Source organism: Mucilaginibacter celer (genome assembly GCF_003576455.2).
Classification (GTDB): domain Bacteria; phylum Bacteroidota; class Bacteroidia; order Sphingobacteriales; family Sphingobacteriaceae; genus Mucilaginibacter; species Mucilaginibacter celer.
This window is the reverse complement of sequence record NZ_CP032869.1, coordinates 58,717-84,153: the sequence shown is the minus strand read 5'-3', so window position 1 is coordinate 84,153 and position 25,437 is coordinate 58,717. Positions and strand designations below refer to the sequence as shown.

General features: G+C 43.0%; 8 protein-coding genes. 1 reads left to right on the top strand and 7 read right to left on the bottom strand.

Going from position 1 to position 25,437, the window contains the following annotated elements; genetic code table 11:
• Positions 1-79: 79 nt before the first annotated feature.
• From HYN43_RS00320 to HYN43_RS00290, 7 genes are read right to left on the bottom strand one after another with little or no spacing between them, the layout of a single operon-like run.
• The gene (locus HYN43_RS00320) at positions 80-826 is read right to left on the bottom strand and encodes a hypothetical protein (RefSeq protein ID WP_119407554.1); all 747 of its coding nucleotides are present in this window, start codon (positions 824-826) and stop codon (positions 80-82) included.
• The gene (locus HYN43_RS00315; RefSeq protein WP_119407553.1) at positions 826-9,609 is read right to left on the bottom strand and encodes an RHS repeat-associated core domain-containing protein; all 8,784 of its coding nucleotides are present in this window, start codon (positions 9,607-9,609) and stop codon (positions 826-828) included. Before HYN43_RS00315 ends, HYN43_RS00320 begins: the two co-directional genes overlap by 1 nt.
• 18 nt (positions 9,610-9,627) lie before the next feature.
• Positions 9,628-10,437, bottom strand: a complete 810-nt coding sequence (locus tag HYN43_RS00310; protein WP_119407552.1) for a hypothetical protein — start codon at positions 10,435-10,437, stop codon at positions 9,628-9,630.
• Positions 10,424-17,152: a hypothetical protein gene (locus tag HYN43_RS00305; RefSeq protein ID WP_119407551.1), complete on the bottom strand. Its 6,729-nt coding sequence runs from the start codon at positions 17,150-17,152 to the stop codon at positions 10,424-10,426. Before HYN43_RS00305 ends, HYN43_RS00310 begins: the two co-directional genes overlap by 14 nt.
• Positions 17,153-17,173: 21 nt before the next feature.
• Positions 17,174-17,593, bottom strand: coding sequence for a hypothetical protein (locus HYN43_RS00300; protein WP_119407550.1), 420 nt, complete (start codon positions 17,591-17,593; stop codon positions 17,174-17,176).
• Positions 17,590-18,678 (bottom strand): DUF928 domain-containing protein, encoded by a 1,089-nt coding sequence (locus tag HYN43_RS00295; RefSeq protein WP_119407549.1) that lies wholly within the window; start codon positions 18,676-18,678, stop codon positions 17,590-17,592. The genes HYN43_RS00300 and HYN43_RS00295 overlap by 4 nt, the downstream gene beginning before the upstream one ends.
• On the bottom strand, positions 18,679-21,417 hold the full coding sequence (locus HYN43_RS00290) for a hypothetical protein (RefSeq protein WP_119407548.1): 2,739 nt from the start codon (positions 21,415-21,417) through the stop codon (positions 18,679-18,681). It abuts the gene before it with no gap.
• 463 nt (positions 21,418-21,880) lie between these two features.
• Between HYN43_RS00290 and HYN43_RS00285 the strand changes: the two genes are divergently transcribed.
• Positions 21,881-25,384 (top strand): PKD domain-containing protein, encoded by a 3,504-nt coding sequence (locus HYN43_RS00285; protein ID WP_162996235.1) that lies wholly within the window; start codon positions 21,881-21,883, stop codon positions 25,382-25,384.
• The last annotated feature ends 53 nt before the right edge of the window (positions 25,385-25,437 follow it).

Sequence of the window (25,437 nt, the reverse complement as noted above, 5' to 3'; positions counted from 1 at the left end):
GGACTATCAATCCCACCTGCGACTTTGCATAAAGGCCACAAGCGAGGACGCTTGCAGTAGCAGGGGGGTACACTACCGACTATCGCAATTCTTTAATTGAAAAATTAAATGGACGCAGTACTTCTTTAATCTCACTTAAAATTTCCACCGTTCCTAAATCTTTCATTTTTTTAATATTAAAAAAGACAATTTGTCGCTGCTCTTTCAAGTCGCCATTATGATAAACTTCTAAAAGACAATCCTTAAATGTATACCGATCGCGGCCAAAATATCCTTTATCTCCAGTAAATTCTTTGCTGGCGAAGTATATAAAATCTTCAAATGATTGTATCAAGGACATATCGAATTTATAGTAATCACGTTTCACTATATTTGTGCTGAGCGACGAATATAAAAAGCAACATTGAAAATAATTGCTTTTCAACGATGAGCCGTTTGGGATTTCCGCCCAATTAAGATCTTCATTTTTTTTCCATAAATTTAATATGTCAATTACACCTTGTTGATATGCTTCAAAGTGATCATCATATATAAGCCCAGAGACCCACCATGAATTACCTTTAAAGACTTCAAAATCGTTTATATATATTTTAAATTTATTGACCAAAAACCTTTTTTTTGTTTTTTTTTGACTTTGTATTTTAACCTCAATAGAATCATTTGCCGATATCTCGCACGTTTCTATCGCATACAATAAATCTTTATTGGATGATTTAATGCCGTAGAAAGTAAATTTCCTTAAACTATCGCTTGCAAATGGCTCTAAATAAACATATTGACAGTCAATCAACTTATGATTACCAATACTTAATGAAACTTTTAACATTATAAATCTTTCAAATTAATCATAATATCATAAACATTTTTGTAGTGGTCTCTTGACCAGCCGTACTTGTAGAGTGGATTGCCGTTAACGTCCGTACCGACTTGTTTTTGTAAAATTCTATAAACGTTTGGTTTTCCTGGAACATCAACCTCCCATTCAAGAGCACCTTCCCATTTTCTTTCTGTTGAAGTATTGTTGTCGTTTCTAAACACTTTTTGATTGCCATTTTCATCAAGTCTGGGTTTTCCTCCCCCATTTGATATCTTTTTCACCTCTTTATTTATTTGTTTAGCCCCTGGTTCATTGTCTTTAAATTTTACCGGCTCAAAACCTGAAAATCCTAAAGGAACAGCAGACAAAATTGCCTGAAGGAATTTCACTTGGGCATTTCTAACATTCCAAGCTTCTTTTTGGTCCCCTCGCTTATAGTCCGGGAGAAATAACGTATTAAAAAGTTCAGCACTTGGATGCTGTTTCCAGATTTCAAATATATCAATTGACATCAAGCCATCGTTCCCGTAAAAACCGATGTGAAATGTATAGTTAAGGTTAATATCATCTTCATGATAATTTACCAAAAACTTCTTTAGCTGGCCGCCAGGATAAGCCTGTCCAAATATGTTGGTTGAGGGTAATTGCTTTGCGCTATTTAACTTCAACACTGAAATACCTGTTTTTTTGCTGAAGTTTAAAGTGTAATGGTATTCTTCTTTCCCATCCAAATCAATTGCCTGTATTGGAGTATTACCCGCAAATTGATAAGGAGTATAATATGGATATTGGCTCGTCAACGGATCTACACTCAAAAACTTCCCAATCCTCGGATCATAAATCCTCATTCCATAATCCTGCTGATTCCCTGTCCCCTTTCCTACATCACTATCATTCTCCTTGCCATTAAACCCATACCTATATCCAGCCGTATTAACACTCCGGCCCGGCATAATGGCACCAAAGGCATAATACTCCTGCTCGGCTACTACATCAGCTAAATAATAGTCTATAGTTGTATTATCCGTTGTATGTTGCACCCGGCGGTCGGTAACGGTAGCCATCACATTATCAAGGTGGTTTGCCAGCTCGTATTGTTTATTGCCCCAGGTATCCCAGCTTTGAAGCGCGGCCTGCTGGGCTGTGGTGGCTGTAATATTGTTCACATTCGGTGTCCAGATACCCAGCCTGCTGCTGCCGTATAGCTGCTGTTCGCGCCAGTTAATGCCGACAACCTCACCGGTACGCGGAATGTTATCGTAAACAGCCATGGTATTGCCGCTTGCGTCGCGCACATACCAGGTAGTTTTACTGCCCGGTATGGTTTTACTTACACGGTTGCCCGATGCATCGTAGGTATAGCTGAGGGAATTAGTGCCGGGAATGCTCAATATCTTACCATAAACACTCCATTGTATACCATTACCACCTGTTATGCCAGCTTTAACATCGGTTTTTAGGTTACCGATGGCATCGTAAGTATAATTATTGGCAGCCTGCAGGTCGATATCATCTGCAAAAGCAGCAGAGGGAACATTATCCTTAACGCTCCTGAGGCGGTTGTTAATTAAATTGCCGTTTTCATCTTTATCGTACAGGTATTCCAGCTTATCCATATCAAGCCCGCCGGTACCTTTACGGTTGGCTTTAAATATGTTGCCGTTGGCATCGTAACTAAAATCTTCATGATAATCATTCGTACCCGCTACACCGGCCAAACCGGTAGTATTGCCAGTGGCCTTAAACACGTCGGTATTGGTAAGGCGGTTAAGCTGATCGTACCGGTAAGTATAAAAATGCCATGGATCATTGTTAGCATTAAGCTTAGGCAGGTTCATGGATGAAGCTGCTATATTACCGTTATACAAAGGCTTAAATGTTCCCAGCACAGCATCATCAAAAGGGTTAGCGTTTTGAGTAACCGTGGTATAATCGGGTTTTGCGGTGGTACCGTAGTAGCTTAAGGAATAGCCAAAGGCGTCCCTCGGGATCTTGCTTCCGGAATTACCGTCGCCGCCGGCATCGCGTGTAGGCAGTACCGAGGTGCTGTTTACACCTTTAAGCCAGCCCTGCAGGGTGTATACATAATCAATACCCTGTATTTTGGCCATGGCATCGCCCAGTTCGGTACGGGCCAGCGGGCCGTGCAGGTAATAGCTGTAGCTGGCGTTCATGGTTTTGTTGCCGCATAAAATGCGGCTGCCGGTACTGCCGTTAATCATGGCCCGGGTACCGCTAAAGGCAGCGGTAAGCCTGTTTTCGGCGTCGTAGTTATAGGTATAGTAAAACTGGTCGGCCTTTCCGCTCTGGTAGCTTACAAAATTGGTTTTGCCGCTTATCAGGTCATACTCGTAGTCCATGCGTTTCAGGTTGTCGGCACTGCCATCGGTAAGGCCGTCAATTTGCTGCCACAGGGTTTTTACGTTGCCGTCAATATCGTAATTATAATAAGTGGCACGCAAGGCCGGGCCGGTAGCATCATCGCTGTAAGTAATTGCCGATACGCGTTTGCGTAAATTACTTTGCTCGGGCAGGGCGGTTACGCCGGTGGCTGAGCCTGCTGCGGTAGCAGCTACAGAAGCCTGAACATCATAATAGGTGCGGGTTACCTGCTTATTGGTACCGTCATTTAAAAAGTCGGTACGTGTATTCTCTGTAAAATAATCAGCTACCGTTCCAACTTCAGCAGCTACGGGCGCGCTTAGACCTGTTTTCTCGCCAACTTCGGTTATTCGGCCCAAACCATCGTAGCGGGTATACGAAAAAGCATTTTCGCCGGCCTGCTTAGCATTTTGTGATGCTGTTATACGGCCAAGTAAATCAAACCAATAGTTAGAGAGTCCGCCATCGGGCGATTGCTGGGTGAGCACCTGGTTGCCGGTGGTATAGGTATAGTTGGTGGCAAGGGTATGCTCGGGATATACGCTTATTACCTTGGTTTCGTCAGTAGTGCCGTTAATGGTGGTTGGGCCGCCGGCTACAGGTTTATTAAAGCGGTACCAGGTCATGCCCGATTTGTTACTTGGCACAAACACCACGTTACCAGCATTGGTAGTTATTTCGGTACCACCCAAAAACCTGGTATAAAAACGCAGGTGTTTCAGGGTAGCCATATTGGTCGGGTAATCTATCGAAGCCCCATTTGGCTTTACCAGCCAGGGAGCGTTACCCGGTTGCGTGCCGGATATGTTAGCTATTTTACGGCCGTTAATGTACACGTTTAAATTACCCGGCGTCATGAAATTGGTAGACTGGATAACGAGATGCGTCCATGGATGAAGCGGTGCCAAACTGGCAATACTGCCGCTGTAATTATTGGATAAGGTGAAAGTCAAGCTGGCCTGACCATTAACAACGGTTTCGGTGGTTTTATAAATATCCACGTTAAGCCTGTTATTGGCAATACTCACCTGGAACAGGTATTGCTTATCGGGCGTTTCCTGTATAAACTGGTTAACGGCATTATCGGGGTTATACAACCACATCTCGATTGCGCGCGAACTGCCCGCAGCCGAAAAGTATGTTGAAAGCGTGTTAAAGGCAGCAGTATTACCGTTTTCGATAATCGTAGCGCGGTACTGATCCATATCGCCAATACCCTGGTCCGGGTTGTTAATGCGTGCATCATTAACCCAGGTTAACTGGCTGGCAGTTAATAAATGCACACCCTCGGGCGGAACGGTGCGTACGAGGTTACCGCTCTGATCGTAATAATAAAGCGTATAGTGATAAATATTTTGTTTGGTTGCCAGGCTGGCATTGACTGCGGCCAGTTTACATACGTTGATATAATCGGCCCTGAATTTTGCACGCTGTTCATTAATATAAATTTCATAATCGCGCCGGCCGCTGTTTACAGCTGTTTCGAGCGCGGCTTTGGCGCAGGCATTTGGATCAGCTTTGATGGCCGAAAACGGAAGCTTGTTGCAAAGCCTTAAATTAGGGTTGGCAGCAAACCCGGCCTCAAAAGCAATATAATCATCATACGAAAGCACATAACCAAAACGCTGGTTCATGTAACTTGCCAGGATAATGCGATAATTAGGATCAGCCTCTAAAACACTAACCGACTGAAATTCATTCTGCATAGCGCCTTTAGCCGCCAGGTAATCGCTCTTCTCTACGTAGCCTTTTCTAAAAGTATTAGTAGGATCATCAGGAATGGAATGATCATCGTACGAGTAAACCGGATCAAGAAATGCAGGCAGGGTGACATCCTCGGTGGTAATAAAGCGGCACTGATCGCATGATTTCAGGAGCACATCCAGCTGCGCACGCGAAAGCGACATACCATCTTTAAAGGTAACCAGCAAGTAATCGTATAAAGGCAGGCTCGCTGCAGCGGCTTCGGCTTTAAAAGTGGCAAGGCGTGTACAGATATCGGCAGTAGTTTGCGATGCAACACGCGCCGCGCTTTGCTGTTTTGTGTTTGCCGGCCCCGGCGCTTCAATAAGCCATGGGTTTATTCCCGGAGTAAAACGTGCACTTGAATTACCGGGATACAGTACTGCTTTAATAGCTTCGCCAAAGTTATGATCACCGTAAGAGGTTACACCGGTGGATAGTGTACTTGCACCAAACGGATGGTAAAAATCAGCTCCTGCGCTGCAAACTGCTGCAAGGCGGGGTTGCAATGCAGCTTTTACAGTATTATAAGTGGATGGATAAGCCGCCTTTATACCAGGCCCGAGTATTTCCTCAACCCAGTATTTCGCATTGTTGGTACAAATATCCGCAGCCTGGGCTTTGATGTCGGCAACAGAGCTGCCGGTTGTTGTTGAGCCGAGTGCTTGTGCATCAGCTATAGTATAGCCCGAAAGCACGGGTGCCTGATAGGTAGGAAAACGGGATGTTTTACCAGCGTAGCTTGTGCAAGGGTCGGAAACAGGTGGTGGGGCAGGGCATTTAGCGATGCCGGGCTGAAATACCACATCACTTTGCCCGATAATCCATACCCCGCATGAAAAACGCTCTACGAAATCCCTGCATTGATTTGAGAGTATTGGCTGAGTGTAGTACTTAGAACTAACCGACGAGTTTGCAGGTATAATTAAATCAACATTTTTGTAAGATGTGTGGGTTTCAAGCGGTGGTCCGTTTGGATCACCTCCGCCATAATCATAGTCGGTTTTAGCGAAAGACAACCTCACTGTGATATCGCTGGCTGCATTAATGGGATTGCCATCCGGATCAAGGAGTTTTAAATAGGTAGCCGCGATATAACAAGCACCATTTTGGGATGGAGCTTCCTCAACAACCGATATCTTTAAGCTACCATTATTATATGCACTACCGGCACAATTAAGCGTACTGATGCCCATGCTGTTTACAGGTAAATCCGCAGCAACTAAAATCCTTTTTAAACGATCATTTACAGCAAAGCTTAATCCATCAGTAATATCAGCAACCGGCGTATGTAGCGTTAAACTTACAGGCACATCAAGCGCGCCGTTGTTATAAGAAACTATTATACTTTGCTTACCATCCGGAACCGGCGTAGGCGGTTCGGGGTCACGCATAATCGTAAAGTCATTTTTGGAAGGACATTGCCCGGGTAGTTTAGGAGTTGAGGGAGATCCTATCGAACATGGTAAAGGTCTTACTGCATAACAATAGTTGCCCTGGCCCATGTCCAGGTATTTTTGTTTCAGGCTTTGATAAAGGCGGATGTAAGTTTGCCATTCGCGGTCCTTTACGCGGCAGTTTTCTGATGGCTGGCAGCTATTCCAGCTATTATCAGCCGATGAACTGTTGGTGGTACCTCCTGCCACAGCACAATAAGTGATAAAATCAACATACTTAAGCAGGCCTTTAACCGGAATCACTTCACCGGTTTGAGTATCAGTCGGTGGGAGGCTCAATACATATTTTGAATAATTCTGTAAATCAGCCAGCATTAAAGACTTATAATCCTTCCCCTTTGCGTCGGCAAAGAAATAGGGATCGTGATTAAGCAGCCAGTCGTCATTATTTCCTGAATCATAATCGGGTATGGCCAGGCCTGATTTTTTCAGCTTGTAAATATCTGCTATTGCTGAAATGTCGTCGGCGCGGAGATCCCAATTTTTTGAGTCGGAAGTAGCGTAGCAAAATTGCAGTTTACAATATTCAGGATGGTCGGGTAAAAATTTGCTGGCCCATTCCTGTTTCCAATACCTGATAAAATCGCTTACGCCAAAATTGGCATCATATGGTGAGGTTACCGTACCGTTTTCCCTTACAACAAGATTTGCCTGATAATCAGCATCCGCACTGGGTTTTACCGGAAATTTAAGCCGGTAGTTCGGGGTTCCGCCTACAATTTTTGTAATAACATTTATATTCGGTTCAAGCGGCATACCATCGCTTTTAAATAAAGCATATTGCCCGCCCGGGCTTACATCAGCAAGCATTTCCTTTTCAACGTCATCGCAGGGATTATAATCACAGGTGGCCTGCATGCCATCACATTTATCCTTCAATGTGTTGTACATGTTAACGGCCCAGTCATTAAACACGCTCGATGCTACACTTGCGGGGTCAAGATCCAGCGCAATGCATTTATCCTTTAGCATCTGCACAAAGGTGGCCTGCTCGCCCAGTAAGGTAGTACAGGTGTGACAATCGGCATAACAGCCCGATATATCCAGCTTATCGAGGTAATAGGTTTTTATAAAATTAAACTGTTCCTGCAAAAAACCGTTACGCTTTGCCTGCGATTCAAAATTATCCACATAGGCGTCAATCACCTTTTCGTCAAATGCAAGCTCAACCGTTACAAAATACTCGCCCGGTTTATCAAAGTTGATGTTATCAAGCGTACCGGTGTACTTTACGTTATCGCTGCAATTTGAAGTACGCGAGCCAATTTGTACTATTCCGCTGGTTTCTCTAATCAGGTTATTACAATTATCAGTTATTTTGATAGTCATGTTGTAATAACAGTTGCTGCAAATTTGCAGCGTGCCGCCGGGATAAAGGTCAATCAGCTTTTGCACATCAAAGCTTAACGTTGCCGTACCCTGCGAAGCTGCCAGGTAGGTGGTGGTTGCCGATATTTTCATATCGGCCCGGTTAAATACAAACTGCTCGGGCTTTAAAACTTGAATGTTGGTGGCCGGAGCGTTCGGGTCCTGATCAAGGTACGATGGCAAATTATCAAGTGATGCCGGTTTGTCGCCCGATAAAGCTGTGGCTATGGTTTTGCCGGAAGCATCGAGATAGCTTATACTCGCCTGCCCGTTAGCGTCAACAGCCATGTTTTTCTGGTAATGTTCGGCGTAGCCAACATCGTTGCCAAACAGGCGGTCCAGCTCCCACTGATCGGGTTTGCCGTAATAGTACTTTGTGGTATTGCTTTTTTCGCCTTGTGCAGCTTTACCCGGTTGAAACGCTGCGCCTACCCCTCCCTGTAACCTTACCCGGCCGGTATTATCATTAGTATATTGGGTTACCGAAAGCGGATATTGTTCAGCATCGGGGATCAGCTTATTGAAAGATCTGTACAGGCTATTATTGGCAGGTAAGTTTTTAAAATCATTAAATGATGAATAATATTGTGAGGCTCCCGAAGCGGTACTAAGCGGCTGCGGATTTATTTCACAATTAGAGCCTACAGTATTTAATGCTGTATAAGTATAAGGCCCCGATGAAAGTGTGTTGAAATTGCTCTTGTATTTTATTGTCGGCACAGCATCGATATAGGGCGCCGGCAATATGCTTGCTGCTACCCTGCCAAACTGATCGTAAACGTTTTCCTGTACAACCGGCACCATATCAGAGGTGTTGATGGTAACCGTTTGCCGGCCGCGTAAGGTACCGTCAAAATAACTCATTACCTCTTTGCTTTTCCCCTCTTCGGCAAATGAATTTGAATATTGCCAGTTAAGCCCATCCTCATTTGAAGTGGTTGGCCAGATAGCATATTTATTAGTACCGGATATGGTTGCGTTATAATTCCACTTACCCGTTTTCCTTACATCGCCAATATACTGAACCTGCCTTACCCTAACCAGCAAATACCCCACATTATCTGTAATAACCGGTATCGAATAGCTGTGCCTGTCTATAGTTACCCTGGTGGCATTATTTTCGAATATGTTAGATATAACAAGGTCAACCTGTGCCGGGCGCGAGTTCATATAGTTGTCAATAACACTATAATAATCGTTTCCTTTTTCGATGGTGGTCCATTCTATATCATACTCCTCGGCACTTTTGGCTAACACATTTGATATGGCAAGCTTATTATTGGTGATAGGTGTAGGTGCGGTGATAACGATATTGTCATCGCTAAACTTAACGGTATGATCGGCAGTAACGGTTCCTTCAAGCCTTACCATATCCGCACCGGGGGCAACACCTTCAATAGCGGTTACTCCCACTACTTTCACTATTATTTTAAAACCGGGATTAATAACATTATAGGTATCAATACTTTTAACAGTAGTACCCGACGCTGCCAGGGGATCGTATGTAACAGTTAATGAAGTTGTTTCTGTGGATGATGGAGAGGTGCTGCCAGGCTGGGTAAAAATCTGGATGCTAAGATCAACTTTGTAAGTAAACTTGTAGAGTAAAACATTATCATTTACCCTCAGGCTTACCGTATTTTTTACTGATCTACCTAACACATCAGTATCCCAAACATAATCGGCGTTTTCAAATTTGCGGTCTTTTATGGTTACATTACTAACGTTAGCTGTAAACGGACTCGAAATCTTATTGGTGGTTTCGTCAATACCGGCAAAGCCCGGCAAGCTGATACCAAGAAAAATAAATCCTAAAATGAATGTGAATAAGGTTTTTAGCATGGGGATTAGGCGGCTTAATTACAGGTTTACCGTTTGATATTTAAGGTACTTACCACGGGCTTTATATTTATGATGACGATCTCGAGTAACAACATCGTCGGCCACCAAATACTTACCTGGCGCACCGGCATTGGTCCATTGATTGATCATAACCGTAACCACTTTTTCATTATCGGTACGCAGCGGTGCATTGAAATTGGTATACCTGATAAATACTTTTTTTATACGCAAAGTAGCTGTATCTATGGTTATTGCATATTGCTTGCAGCTAATATGATGCTCGTTAAGCATGGTAATGGTTTGCTCGGCACCCTTACGCGAACTTAAAAGTTCATAATGTTCTGACTGGAGGTTTTTGGCCATTTCGTCGGAAAACAGGGATTTAAACGAATCGTTACCCACCACCGGCTTTTGAGGGCCGGCCAGTATGGTATAGCCTTTATTATCAATGTACAGATAAGTGCCACCGGCGTTAAGCGTTTGGGTACTTCCCAACTGGTAGTAAAACTCATTCGCGTGTTTACTTAGCAAAAAGTTTACATGCGACATTTTTTTTGAATTATCGGCTTTATCTGTCATGGAGATCTCACCGCCGATAGTGTAACTCAATTTATCAGTATTATATTTTTTAAACACTGAACCAAGCCTGTTCAATATCGCTTTATCATAAACAATACCGGTTGTTTTTTGGCGGGTAACAATTCCGCGCACAGGTACGATACTTTTGGCAGTTGTAGGTATTCGTTCCACCGCCGCACCAGTTAACGATGCTGAAAGCAGCAGAAGCAGCACAAAAAGCCTACCGCTAAATACTTTATTGACAATCATTGTTGTTTATTGGTTTTTTCCGATAAGATGAATGGGATTCTTTAATAGTCATGATACCGCGTTCGGTTTCTTTTTTAACGCGTACCAATTGCCCTTCATCGTCATATTCATAAAAAGTAGCAAAGGCATTCTCGTCCGACTCAGCCATTAAACGCAGACTCTTATTATCATAAGCATAGGTTTTCATGTGCGATTTGAACGGATGCATCCTGATATCATCCAGGTAAACAGGCGCAAGCGACGAAACCGGGGTAATTTTAAGCTGAAGCCCATCAACAGTTGTTGGCAGCTTAATCCGGCATTCAATCAGTTTCCAGCCTTCCACTACCGCTTTACAGGCCATATCGCTTACCGCGCCGTCGGCGTTTACTGATACGTTTATGTTAACCGTTTTATTGGCATCGCCGGTATCCCTGGTCCATAAACTCAGCATGTAATCGCCCGATGATCTGTCGGGCTCAAACAGGTTACTAACATAAGTGCCCAGATCAGTTATAGGCAAATACTCATTTTTACCGTTATTTTTCAGGAGATTGGTTATTCCGAACTCTTTTGAATGGATGTTCGCGTCAACTTCAATTGCATTTTGTATCGACAGACTGTTTCTTCCCGTATGCGAAATGTATTGACTAATCGCGCCGCCATTTACAATTAACTGGCCGGAGTTACATGAACTATAATAACGATCGCGACCGATTCCCCAAGGGTAATCTTCAAAAGTTTGGCTAAACAACTCGCGGCTTTTAGCATTGGATGCCACTGCTGCCGGCAAACTGCCTGCAAACCCATATATGGCAGAGCTGTACCGGTTCAATGCGTCTTTGTTTTCAAGTTCCTGCCCGTAACGGTCATAAGCGGTCATGGTATTACCCGTTACCCAACGGCTTGCACCGGTAACGGAATTTAGCACCCATTTAACACCATCGAAATACCAAAAGGAGTAGAATTTATCGATATATCCTGCATTTTTAATATTAGCTGCAGTATTAGCATTAGCCGGTTTAGGATAAGCCCTTTTTTGTAAAAACACTTTATTTTGATAAGGGCGCCAATTACCGAGCACTCCGGCCGTAAAGGGATTGAAGAATGATCTGGTATCGTAATTGTAATATACTCTTATACCATTTGAAATGAAGGTATTTCTATTATCAACCTGGTCCTTCGGTGCCTTATCCGGTTGATCCTGAGGTGCCACATCTCTCCATTTTTTTGTGGAAAATAAACAATTAGGGCCGGTTGTGTTATTTACAGGCAGGGCTTTCAGTTCACCGAGCGTATTGTTGTATACTTCGAGACCTATTGATCCGGGATTTAAGGTCTCATCACTCGAACTGGGTAGATTAGTAGCACTTGCATAAATTGTGTGATCTCCTGCTTCGAGGGGTATTGCCTTAATCATCCAATAACGGAGTTCATTACCTGATGCCAAATGCGGCATCGACTTCTCTACTGGGTTACCATCAAAATAAATGGTATAGGTATCATCAGCAGAATATCCCACATAATAAACTTTACTTTCATCAACGTGGAATTTTGCAGTAAAACCAATAGGGTTAGTTTCATAATGATATTTATTTATCCACACACCCACCTTATCTAAACGCCCCTTAAAATAATCATTAGACACAACTTGTTCTGGTTGATCTAAATAATAAGTCCCGTTTGAGCCATGAAAAGAGTGAGGATATGCCGCCCTGATTTTGAATTCTTCATCGGTGAAAACAGGTGTTGGAGATCCATGATCCTTATAATCAATATTAGTAACCGATTCGCAAGGCACCCATGTTGGCCAGGTGCTGTTAAAAGTAGTAGCCGAAGCATTCAGCACAGCCATCCCTGTTAGATCGCCATTTGATCTGATATTGAGCATATTGCCCACTATAGGATCGTTCAAACTTGTATAGGATGCGGCGGAGGCATTGAGCATATTTCGCAAACCAGAACGGATAACTTTCAGCTTACGATCGGTAAAAGCGGTTGCAAGCGCTCCGCCGGCAGTAATTAAACGGCGCGAATTTGAACCCGGCGAAGCCTGATCTTCAATAACCCAGTAGTGCTTAGTGGTGGTTTCGCCTTCGGTAATATCCAATAACTCATCGCCGATATTGAGGTATTGTAAAGCACCTGATGTGGTAACCAATCCGTTGGCATCAACAGAAAGCTTTTGGAATACCGCGTTGGCGTTAGCATAAGCCCCGCCCATGCCCGGATAGGCCCAATAAGCCGGCATCGAAGCGGTGTAAATATTTTTTTTATACTCGTTGTTAGTGCGGGTAATAATCGGTTCGCCGGTAGTTATATCGTAAGCTTCATTTTCGGTGGTGATGGTTGATCCGTCTATCTTTTTAACTACCCTCTCCATAATACCGTAGGTTTGAATAACCTTTAGCGTAACGGCCGACCGGAATAAGCTGTAACTATTATTGGTACCTGTTGGGAAGTGCGGTATTGGTAACACCGGTGGAATAAAGAAAGGGATCACATCGACACCAAGGTTAACCGTACGTCCGGAATTTACTTCTTCCTGTTCCCTGAAATCGCTAAAATATTCAATATCCCGCCCGATAATTTGGTTTGAAGCAGCTCCGTTTTTATCCAATACAGTAACGTTATTGTCCAGATTTACTTCCTTGTCATCGGTAGCAAAATGATACTCTGTTGAAGCAAGCTCAGATCCCGCGGCATTAAAAGTACGCTCGGTTCTGGGCTTACCGTGCATATCATTCAGTTCGATGCTGTATCCCTGTGATAAGGCAATTTTATCTACACTGTTTGAGGTAACCAAACCAAAGGTGGCATGATCCTTATAGGGATATGGATCGATAGGAAGCGCGGTTACTTTAACGGGAAAATCTTTGGCGGTGAAAAATTCGTGTACGCTATAACCCCGCTGCGGTAAAATAGCACCTGTTTGGTCAACATCCCGCACAGTTACCTTACTGTAGCCAATAGCAGGTGCCGGATAAAGCGACTCAACGAAAGGCTCTTCGAGGTTAAAATAATTGTTTATAGCTCCCTTAATTTTTTGAATATAAGGCACGGCAGTTTTAAGTGCATTTTCATCATTGCCGATAGCAGGTTCATAAGTGGCTACGCCGCTGCTTATTGTTGATCCGTTAAGGGTTGTAGTGTAATCGTATGATTGTCCGTACTGACCGGCAAGTTGGGCTGCGCCACCGGTCATGGTGTCCCAGTTATCAACAAGCTGCACCCGCTTTACCCGGGCGGGGCCACCAAGCTTTTTACCATCAATTTTTACTATTTTAACAAAACTATCACTCAGTTTAATTTCATTAGCGAAAAACTTATCCTGAGCCTTTCTATAGGCTTTCTCATAAAAACTACCGGTAAGTTCAGAGAAGTTTGATACGGCTGCCACAACTGCAGCTACAACTGATGCTATGCTACTGCTCGCATTTTTATTACGTCTGTCAAAACCGGGGTATGCAAAGCGCGGATATTCGTTTTTAAGGCGCTGCCAGGTGGCTATCATAATAGGGTTAGCGGTTACATTACCCTCGGTTATGTCTTTAAACATTACATAAGCATTGCCATTGCTATCTATTGTCACGTTACTTATTTCGCAATAAACAGGTACGTAATCGTAGTCACAATCCTTATAAGGAGAAAGATGTGGCCCTTCGCTGTAGTCGGTTGATATTCTCACCCTAAATTTGGTGTACAGGTAATTATTCCCATTCAGGAAATTTTTTTTAAACCATGCCGTTGGGTCATCAGTAATTGCCGGTGCTATCGTCGTTCCGATATTTATCTGGACACCTTTAGCTTTTAACAGATTATCAGTTGTATTACCCGAAGCGGGAGCCGTTATAAGGTTGGCCGACGACATTACCATCGCGCGCTTATCCTGCACAAAAGCATAATCCGATGCCTCATAAAAAACGTTTATTTCTCCCCCGGTTGGTAATGATATTTTGTTTAAATGCCATAACGAAGCGTCCATATCAGCTATCGACCGGTCTTGCAAACTATATGGGTAGGCATCATTACCCATCGAGGCCGGGTTATTTTTGTATAATTTGTAATTCCCCCACCTGTCTGTCACCATATCGCCCGCGGCTTGACCTATATATGGAGCCTTTTTCAATGTCATATTACCGTATTCCACGGTTTCGCCGGTACTTGACGTAGTGTTGTAGTTAAAAACATAAGGATGTGAAGCCCCTTTATCTGAGTTACCGTATTCAAACCAAACCTGTTTTAAAGTAAGTTTGCCGCTACCGTTTGCCGAATTGGGGATATTGGGGCAGAGTTCATTAGTATAGCAAAACTTGACTGTTTTTATAGGCTTACTCATATCATTTTTTGAGTATAAGCGAATTTCTTTTAAACTCTTCTGAGGGCTGCCGGGGTCCTTGGCGCCTCCAAATTCGTCCGATACGCCTAAGCCATCTGTACGGTTCTGGGTTATGAAATAAGCAATATGTGTTTTGGTTTCAATGCTGCTAACATACCATAACTCTTTTTCTCCGGTTATGATACTTCCCTTATCATCATCCGGGTCGGCAAGCAGGCCTTTATTTAATACTGCGCCGTTAAACGATGATGTCCATTTATAATACTTGGGCAACATTGAATAATTAAATTTCACAGCCGTACCAAGGTCGTCGGGAGTTATGCCATCACCCAAAACATCAACATAATCGGGTGATAGGATCCCGCTTAAAAGATAACTGGTAGCATAAGCAGGCGTATTTTCTTTGTGATAATAATTATCTATTCCACCGGTAATACCCTTCGGATCACCAAGTGATGGGGTGGCTACCTTGTTTATGTTAGGTGTATAGTCGCCGCCATTTTTTTGTGCTACGCGCCCAACAGCAAAAGTATACTCGGTTTGCTTTGTGTTATATACCGGAACCCCGTACACCATTCTCTTTCCTTCCGGGTCGGTAACGGTCACTTCTGAAATGTGATTTTTCTTTCTTACAGGAAGCGTTTGAGACGGATCAACCCGTACTATGACTGAGGCTGGTTGCGGAGATGCCGAATAAACGTTACCTGATATTGTGTTTTGTTGGTATACCGGTATATCCCTGTCTAAGCCCCCCAGTTTCGCTTCGGCGGCAGTTAAATAGGAAATCATGGTTCGGCGGTTTTGCCTTTTTGTGTTACCGATATTGACGGGAGATACAGATGGATCGGTATAAGCGGCTTGAGCAACTGCCTGACTGGCGTTCACCATCATTTTTACCTTTAAAGGTTTAGTATCCCCTACATTATCTTTCAATTTTTTATTTTCAGGATTTTTTTCACCAATCAGTTTAAAATATGCGTGTTCTGAGCCAGGATCATTGGGTTCGTTTTGAAAATCGCCAATATTCATATATTGGTTTTCTTTAACCCACTTTTGCGTAGTGGTATGCCCGTTTTGATCAAAGTACGTAAAGCCTCCATGAAAATACTGCCCACCACCATAATCAGCGCCTATCGTTCCGATCTTTGATTCGTCTGATTCATAGTTGTCAAAAAAAATCCCGCTGCCATTACGATACAATCTAAACTGCCCGGAACCAAGCTGGTTGGTAAAACTCCACAAATCCGGGGTGTGAATAGGTATAGCAAGGTTTGGAATTTCGGGAATGATGGGATTATCTTTCTCCCGGATAAAATCCATCACAGCATCTTTATTATTTTTTCCGCGCTCGGCATACAGAAAACCGTAGGCTGGCTTAAAGCTTTGTATATCCTTAACCGAACGAACATTTTGATAACCGGTGCCACCAAGCGACACAAAACCACCCACTGCCGCCGGCCCTACATCGATGCTGAACGAAGTATAATCCGAGAAATAAGGAACATTGATTGTAGGAGAAATCGGTTCGGTATTAAAACTAATGTTAGATCCAAAAAAACTAAAATTTTGACTTGCCGATTCCGGGACTATTCGCGTTTGTGTAACACCCTGTCCTAAATATTTCGTTTTTAAGCGATACCCTGTCGCTGTTGCACCGAAACTGCCACTAAAAGCTAAGTTTTTAAGCCCCGACCGTGTGTTATATCCCAATGAGGCCGATAACCCCGCGTTTGTTGTAAGCCCCTTAACTGCTTTAGCCTGCACCGACAGAGATACATACGGAGAAACCGAGACATCTACACCCGATTGGGTATTGGATAACACGCCGATACCAAGCCCTCCTGTTAAGTTGCCCGAATTGGCAAATGAAAATGAAAGCCCGGCGTTGGCACCTATTTCCGCTCCAAAACCGGTATAGTTATCGTTAAAAATACCAAAGGTTAACGAACCATTAGCGGCTTTACCAAAAAACTCCGCTTTACCGGTTACTTTTCCCCCTACCGTAACTTTAGGTTTGGTGTAATGGACTGTTTCCATCTTATCGTCATCGCCCGAAAAGTCATCGGGGATGCCACGAAGCTGCCTGTTGATGGCACCCGGGTTAAGGCTCCAGCCCAATCCTACCCAGCTGGCCTCATCATCAATACCTGTTGCTCCCGATTGATAGCTTAAGTTTATAGGGTATCCTCCTACATCGAGCAAAGGAATGTTATAGTTAAAATCCCCGGTTTGCAAATCAACCATATTGGATACCTCGGCCGGTTGAAAAGCCTGCGTTTCGGGCTGTGCAGGCCCCGTGGTAAGCGCGTACGACACCGCAGGTACAAATACATTAAACCCCCAAATTAAAATAAGAACTACAGCAATTTTTCTTTTCTGTTTAAATATATGGCTCATACAGTATCGTCAATCTTCTTTTTAATTCAGTTTTACCTGGTAATCTTTTTTTGTGATGTATTTGTCGTGATAAATCATACTGGCATCGGCACCGGTTGCCATCTTATCAAAATCAACAAGATATTCAAAAGTGTTTGCCACGCCGTTTGCCACAGGTTGAGTTATTTGCGGATAAATCTTCCTGCCGCCTTCGCTGATATAAAACAAACTATCGGCATTATAAAGTAACCCGTGTTTCGCTTCGGATGTTACCTGCTCCGGCAGTGTGGTTCCGGTAAGCACAATCCGCACTTTGTAGGCCGTAGCGGCGCTATCGTTATTTTTAATATTAATTACCTGTAGCGTAACACCACTATCGGTTATCTGCTTAAGGTTAGTATTCGCCTGCTTACAGCCCAGCAAAGCGCAACAAAGCATGCCAAGGGTTATTGTTTTTCTCATTCTTCATTTTTATAAACAAACCTCAAACTTTTTACTACCCCGTTGCGAAGCGAGATATTCATCAGATAGTATTTATCGTTTTTGAATGAGCCGAGGGCAGAGATGTCCAAATCGATAAAGTTTTTACCAGGCTCGAGCTTAACTTTAGGTAAATGCTTTATCTTTTTTTCAGGCGCGTCAACAGGCACAATTTCGTAGTTAAGAGGCTGCTGCTCGTAGGAGTTTACTATAGCAAATTTGATATGTCCGGTGGATATGTAAAAATTTCCGCGGCTCAGATCGTCAATTTCACGGAATGATTCTGTATCCACTTTCTTTTTAATACTATCGGTACAGGAAACAGTAAACTCCCATATTTCAGAGCGGTTTAACACCGTTTGATCTTTATAGGCCGATACCTGCCAGGCATATTTTTTCCCGGTTTCCAAATCGCGCACGATGGATGGATAGGTAAGCAGCGGCGTTGTAATATTTTGTTGATTGATTAAAGGAAGATTGTAATTGATTGCTTCGGTAGCGCTTTGGCCGTTTTTTATTTCAGCAAGCACCAACTGATAATATGACCCGGGTACAGCCGGAATTAGCGGTTGCCAGGTGAACAATGGCCGCTTGTTACAATTGGATTCGCCGTCGTACGGATCAATCAGGTTTAAATCGGCAAAGGGTGCCAGGGCATAGCTGAAACATTGCTCCTGCGGGCCCAGGTCGGATCCGGTAAACGTAAGCTCAAAACAATAATCATAATCACCTTCCGGAAACATATTGCTTTGCTTTGCCAGCCTGCCCAAACGGTTATCTGCTATCTGGATGGCAGCGCTCCTGGCAACTGTAACCGGCAAGGGAGAAGAGCCCGGAGCGATGACAAACTCAGGCACACGGATCATGGCAATTAAACCGGCGTTGCGCTCGCTAACGCTAATGGTTAGCGTGGCCTGCCGCCTGGCCCCGGCATTAATAAACTGGCAATTGAATAAGCCACTGATATTACGTCCGTAAATTTCGGGCACAAACTGCACATTTATCTGCGCTTTTGATGTAAAAGCGGTTATAACTAATAGTGCTATTAAAAATATACGGTGTTTCATTTATTTAATGTGATATCTTAACATCAATTTGGCCCTGCACGATGCGTACAGATCGGCATACTGCGCTGTTATCAGGTTTTTTCTGACATCCACATATGCATCTGCATCAAAATTATTTTTGGTAAATAGCTGTATCCCCTGCTTTACGCCTATCTGCCTCGCTATAGTGCTGTTATCAAGATAGGTTACTCCCGAACTCATGTTCAGTTTGCCGAACATCACGTACTGGTATGACAGATCGGAATTAAACATATCGCCGATAAGCTTTTGGGTAGAAAGTTCGCGGTTGTAGAATAAAGACACATTGAGCGAACTGCGCTTAAATACAACACTTTGTGTAAAATTTGTAGATAATATACTGCCCCTGCTTGCGCCCGCAGCCGCTGTTAAATACGCATTGGTATAATCCTGGAAAGAAATCCCGAAATGATTTACAGCGTAACGTTTGCCGATTTTGTAGTTTGCATTACCGTCAAATTCAACTTTTTGAAGCGAATAAACCGGGCTGCCTATGCCGTTTACTATTTTATTGGTATTGTTATTAATGTATTTTAAATCGACATTGAACTTGCGGTTAATGATATACCTGCTATCTGCCTGGAATTGCAGTGAATGCCATTTATCATTTGAGGTATAACTGATTGAGCGGTTTTTAAGATCGGTACGTAAAGTTAGCTGCAGTTTATTTTTGTATAAGCTCTTTTTCAGATTACCGCCCAAGCTCATCCGGCCCCCTCCTAAGCCCGCATTTGCCGGGTTTTGATAGCCAAGCCCGGCATAGTTGAAATAAATATTGTCAGAAAAACCCAGTTCTTTGATATCAAGCCTGTGCCCTACGCCAAAAGACATGGCCTGGAACATATCGGCAGCCAGATCATAATTCATACCGCCCTTCTTCTCTAAAACAGCATCGGTACCGTTAAGATAGTTTGCAGATGAAACGTTTGTTGATTTTGAAACATCAACATTAAAACGCCCTATATGATTAAATGTAAACGCTTTAGATAAAGTAAACACCACGTTATTATCCGAAACAGCCGGCAACTGGTATTGGTTTACACCCTGCGAACGCTGATTGTAAGAGCCTATTACCGATACTCTTACGCTATTGGCCGACGATCTGTTAAGTACCGCACTGATATAAGTGAATGCTTTAGGCGTATTGTATACCGAACTGTTAAATGCATTATCCTTTACACTACCCACGTCATTCATATTACCATAGCCAAATGTTATGGGGATACCGCCCGATTTAAACGTTAAATGTGTTCCGGTTAAAAACAAATCGCGGCTTTGTACATTTCCGGGAACATTATTTCCGTAAGCACCTAATTTAAATGCGTCTACCCGCTCAAAAAAGCTCTGAAGGCCATTGGCCGGTACTTTACTAAGGTAATTTTGCCCCATTTCAGAGTTACCTACGTTGCCGTCGCTGTGGTTAAGAACCTGCTGCATTTGCAGGATTTTTTTTACGTCATACCCGTTTTTACTCAAATTTTCTTTGATCCCCGAAATGGTGCTGTAAGCGGTATCAGCTTCAGATAACAACCGCTGCCTTCTTTCGGCAACAGCTTTTTCAGCATTGAGCTTTGCTATTACAGAAACAGAATCATTTAAACCTTTTTCATTGGTAATAGCCTGCGCTACCCGACCGAATAAATCACCATTGCCAGCAACCCTATCCGGAAAACTGCTCTGCTCTGCAAATTTGTGAACAAGCTGCTCCCGGTTCATGGCCCGAAGCGAACCCCGGTTAGCAGTATCGGTTAAAAAAGAGGTAAGCTTTTGATCGGCAGTAACGGATTGCAGATCATAGTAATTTAATCCTCTGCCGGTATTGTATTTATCTATTGAAGATGATAAAGCAATATTTGCTTTCAGGGTAGAATCGGCCAATGCAATTTTGTAAAGCGAATCTTTCAAGGCTGTTTCGCTTAGCGTAAGCAAGCCATCGATATTATGACGGGCCGACAGGTATTTAGAAATCCCGGTGGGTTTAGCCTGCTGAAGATTTTCGGCCTTCAGCTTATCAACAACGGATTTGCTGGTATAACCCGACAGATCAAGCCCTGCAAATGCCCGTTTTCGCAGTTCGTAATAGTTAGCGTAATCGCTGGATAACATACTGTCAAACTTCCGCGGATCAAAATCAAATTTGAACAAGCTGCTGGTTAGTGCAGATGGCGTATAAGCAAGGTTGCGGTTGGTTGTATAATTAAAATTTAAAGGAATCCCCCAGGCGTTTATGCCGCCGATTACATTAATTGCACTTACAAACTTTTTGTTGCCGTTAAATACTGCAAATGCCGGGTTTATACTGTTAATAACCGGCAGAGGCTGATACCTGTTATCGCTTTCGACAGTGAGATCAAAACTTACAGATTGCTTTTTAAGCGTTTTTAGCTTTTGCGTTAAGGGGTCTGCGATACCGGCAGCTTTTGTTCCCGCCGTTTTCAAGGGATTTTTTACGGGTTGAGCATTAATAGTTCCTGAATTAATCTTCAATGCCGGTTTTGGCGAATTAAAAGCCTTCTTTTTGATCGAATCCGCATTGAAAATTTTTGTGCTGCCAACCTTGCTCACTTGTCCGGTTTTAACACTGTCGGGAGTAATTGCCGGTTTCGCCGGGATATTTTCCTGTGCCAGCGCATTGCTTGCATACAGAAATAATCCGGCTATTATGCAAAACGCAACTATACCTTTTGCAGGAAAACATTTTTTAGGGTCGAATGATGTCACGGGAATAATGCAGGTATCTCGGGCAACAAACAGGCATACGGAGTAACCGGCCTGACAGTAAGTAAGTAAATTATTGTTGATTAAGCTTTGTAAAAGCTCCTAATATTGTGAAATATGGACCAGAAGATTGATCGGGGCATAAGAATACCGTTACAGGGGAATTGAATATTCATTTTTTTTGTGTGATAAGATTAAGTACATGCGAAAATAGAATAATTACGGTTAATTCAAAAAGAAAAATTATATTTTCTTTATGTTAAATATCGACCTTCCCCCTGATTGTTATTTCATCATTCAGTTTTATAATTATAATTTTACCCCGAAATTTTTCCTGACACGCTTTTTTTTGACCTTATTCCTTATCTGTTTAATATCCATGAAGCGGCTTTTATTTTCTTATAAAAAAAATGTAGCCATATCTCTTTGCCATCGTAATTTTTTATTGGGGCTTTTGTTTTTTTTGATGTTGTCATTCCCCGTAAAATCATTTAGCCAGACATCATCAAATGAAGGAAGCGAGTTTTGGGTGGCATTTCCAACACATGAACATGATTACTATCCCGACGGAACATTAGGACTCCCTAACCTGAGTATTTTTATAACCGGCAGTCAATCGTCATCAGGCAAGGTTAGCGTGGGCAGTTTTTCGCAATCCTTTACCGTAAATGCAAGTAATGTAACAGAGGTTAAAATTCCGAGAGACGAAGCCTACATCGATATTTCAGAAAGCGATAAAACACTTACTAACAAGGCCATCCATATTACGGTTGACCCCGGTAAACCTAAAATAGTTGTTTACGCCCATATTTTTGCCGCTCAACGTTCGGCCGCCTCACTTATCATACCTTCCGAGGCTTTGGGCAAATCATATACCAGCGTTAATTTTAAATCAACCGGCGTTGGTAAAAACTACATCGTATTAGTGGCTACACAGCCCAACACCAAAATACATCTATTAAAAGGCAATACAGACCTGGTTCCGGGCGGGGTAACTTTACCCAAAGTAAACGATGTATATGAATTTACATCGGAGGATGATCTGACCGGCACCAGGGTGGTGAGTGATGTATCTGAATGTACCAGTTTTGCCGTATTTTCGGGCACATCGGGTTCATTAATTTCAAACGGGAGCTGTGTTACCAAAACCATCGACCCGCTGTTTCAACAATGTTATCCCACCAAAAGCCTTGGTTATAACTATGGACTGGTGCCCTTTAGCACGCAAAGCACCCATTTTAACCACCCGGTGCGCACGGCCGGCTATCATTTCAGGGTGGTTGCAACTGAAGACGGCACCCATCTTACCATAAACAGAGCACCAGCAATTACGCTTAATGCCGGCGACTTCTACTCATCAGAATTAACCGGTGCTGTTAATAGTGATAGTTTCATAAAAGCCGATAAACCCATAAGCGTAGCACAATACGCGCTAAGCCAATCGTGCAGCAACCAACTTGCCGACAACAATACTGTAGGTTACAGCGATCCTGATATGGTTATTCTCAATCCTATCGAATACAATATCAGCAACATCACCATTTTCTCGTCATCCAGGGAAAATATCAGGGAACAATATGTTAACATTTTAATTAAAACCGCAGTAGCGGCAAGTTTTCGCATCAATGGACAGAAACCCGCTGCTGCTTTCAAAACCATGAAAAATCTGGCAGGTTACTCGTACCTGCAGCTTGATCTCAGCAACTATTCGGGCAGTACCTTTAACCTTAAAGCCGATGAAGGTTTTAATGCCATAGCCTACGGATTTGGAAATGTTGAATCGTATGCTTATTCGGCGGGTACTAATCTTGCAGGCAATCATTCGCTCGTGGCCGTCAGGAGGGCCGACAATACGGTTATTGACTCGGCCTGCGTTAATGATGATTATTTCTTCAGGCTAACGTTACCTTATATCTCCACAAAAATAGCCTGGCAAATGGATGCAAACGAACTAACGTATTACGCCATTAATCCGCCATTTACAGAGATACGGCAAAATGGCAAGCCGGCTTATGAATATATGTTGCCCAGAACTGCTGCATATGATATTGCCGGGGTGCATCACATCCATATCGTTCCACAATATCCTTTAAGTGAGTGCAGCAACAGTGCAACCCAGGATATTAGTGAGGATTTTAAAGTGAACGACCTGCCCGATGTAAAAATTTTTGCCGGCGAAATTGAATGTCAGAATACAGTTACCTTTGAAGATAAAACGCCTCTTCAAAAAAACATAAAACAACGTATCTGGGATTTTGGCGATCCAACCGGCGGCGGGAATAACACCGCTACCAGCCAAATTGCAAAGCATACTTATACCCGTAACGGAACCTACCCGGTAAGCCTCACTGTAATAAACACATCCGGCTGCGAATCTACAAAATCGGTTCGGGTTGTGATAACCGGCAATCCTTCTGTAGGTTTTAATACGGCCCCGGTAAATTGTGTTAATAAGCCTGTGCTGTTCACATATACAGAGCCAGCTTCGGGCGCTTTGAAACCTATTGTATGGAAATGGCTTTTTGGCGACGGAGATTCAACCATCAGCAGGCAAAACGAACAAATTTATCACAGTTACAAATCCGCGGGCGTTTACCAGGCCAGGTTGGTGGTTATTGGTGAAACCGGCTGCCCGGCCTATTCCGAATTTAAAGAAGTAAGTGTGGCAAAAACTCCAACCGGAGATTTTGATTTTAAAGACGTATGTGCAGGAAATGCGGCAAATTTTAGCTATAAAGGCACGCCCGCAAATGATGAAAAAGTTACGTGGGATTTTGGAGACAGCCACTCAACCAGCCAAAACCCCAATGTTACAGTTTCGCCACAAGCCAGTCACGTTTATACACTCCCGGGTAGTTATCCGGTTAGCATGACCATATCGTCATTATCGGGATGTGAGACAAGGATTGTAAAAACAATTCACATTTACAATACTGCCGTAACACCGAATTTTTCAGTTGAAAATTCATGTATCGGGCAAAAGGTAAGTTTTAAAAATACATCCGGGATTGAAAGCAACACACATATCGAAAAAATTGAATGGTATTTTGACACGGAATTAAATCCCGATAAAAAAGAAACTTATATATACCCCGATATAAACGGTCCTTATTTTCATACATTTCCGGCGTCGGCAGCCTCCCTGGATAAAAAAGTAACCGTAAAACTAAGAATATTTGTTACCGATGATTGCTTTTATGATGTAAGTAAAACCTTCAAATTATCTACCTCGCCTACTATTTCATTCGACCCAATTGGTGATATCTGTGAAAATGCGGCACCTATACAATTAACCCAGGGCAAAGAGACAAGCGGACTGGAAGGACGTGGCTATTATAGCGGAGAGGGCGTAACAACAGATAATTTTTTCGACCCCATGAAAGCGGGCATCGGTTCTCATCTGCTTACCTACAACTTTATATCAAACGATGGTTGCCCTAACTTTGCATCGCGCCAGATAACTGTTATTTCTGAGCCCGTTCTCACGATGCCGGCGGCCATAACGATTACTCAAGGCGAATCAGTTACCCTGAAACCTATTGTTTCGGGCAGCGCGCTTACCTTTAAGTGGCAACCGTCTGATGGCCTTAATTACGATAATATTGCTGCGCCTGTAGCCAGGCCAACCCAAAATACAATTTACACGTTAACAGTTTCTAACGGATTGTGTGAAAGCCAGTCGACGGTTTCAATTACCGTATTTAAGGCAATTAAACCTGTTAATACATTTACCCCAAATGCTGACGGCGTAAATGACCTTTGGACTATAGAAAACATCGAAAATTATCCCCAGGCCATTGTACAAATATTTAACCGCTATGGAACAGAGTTATTTCATTCAATAGGTTATACCAGGCCATGGAACGGAAGGTATAACGACCAGGAGGTGCCTGCAGGTGTATACTACTATTTAATTGTGCCTGGAAAAAATCATGAAAAAATTGCGGGGTACTTAACGCTTTTAAGATAGCAAAAAACAGTACAGACAGTCTTTCGGCCGGTTATCAGGATGCTATAATAGCT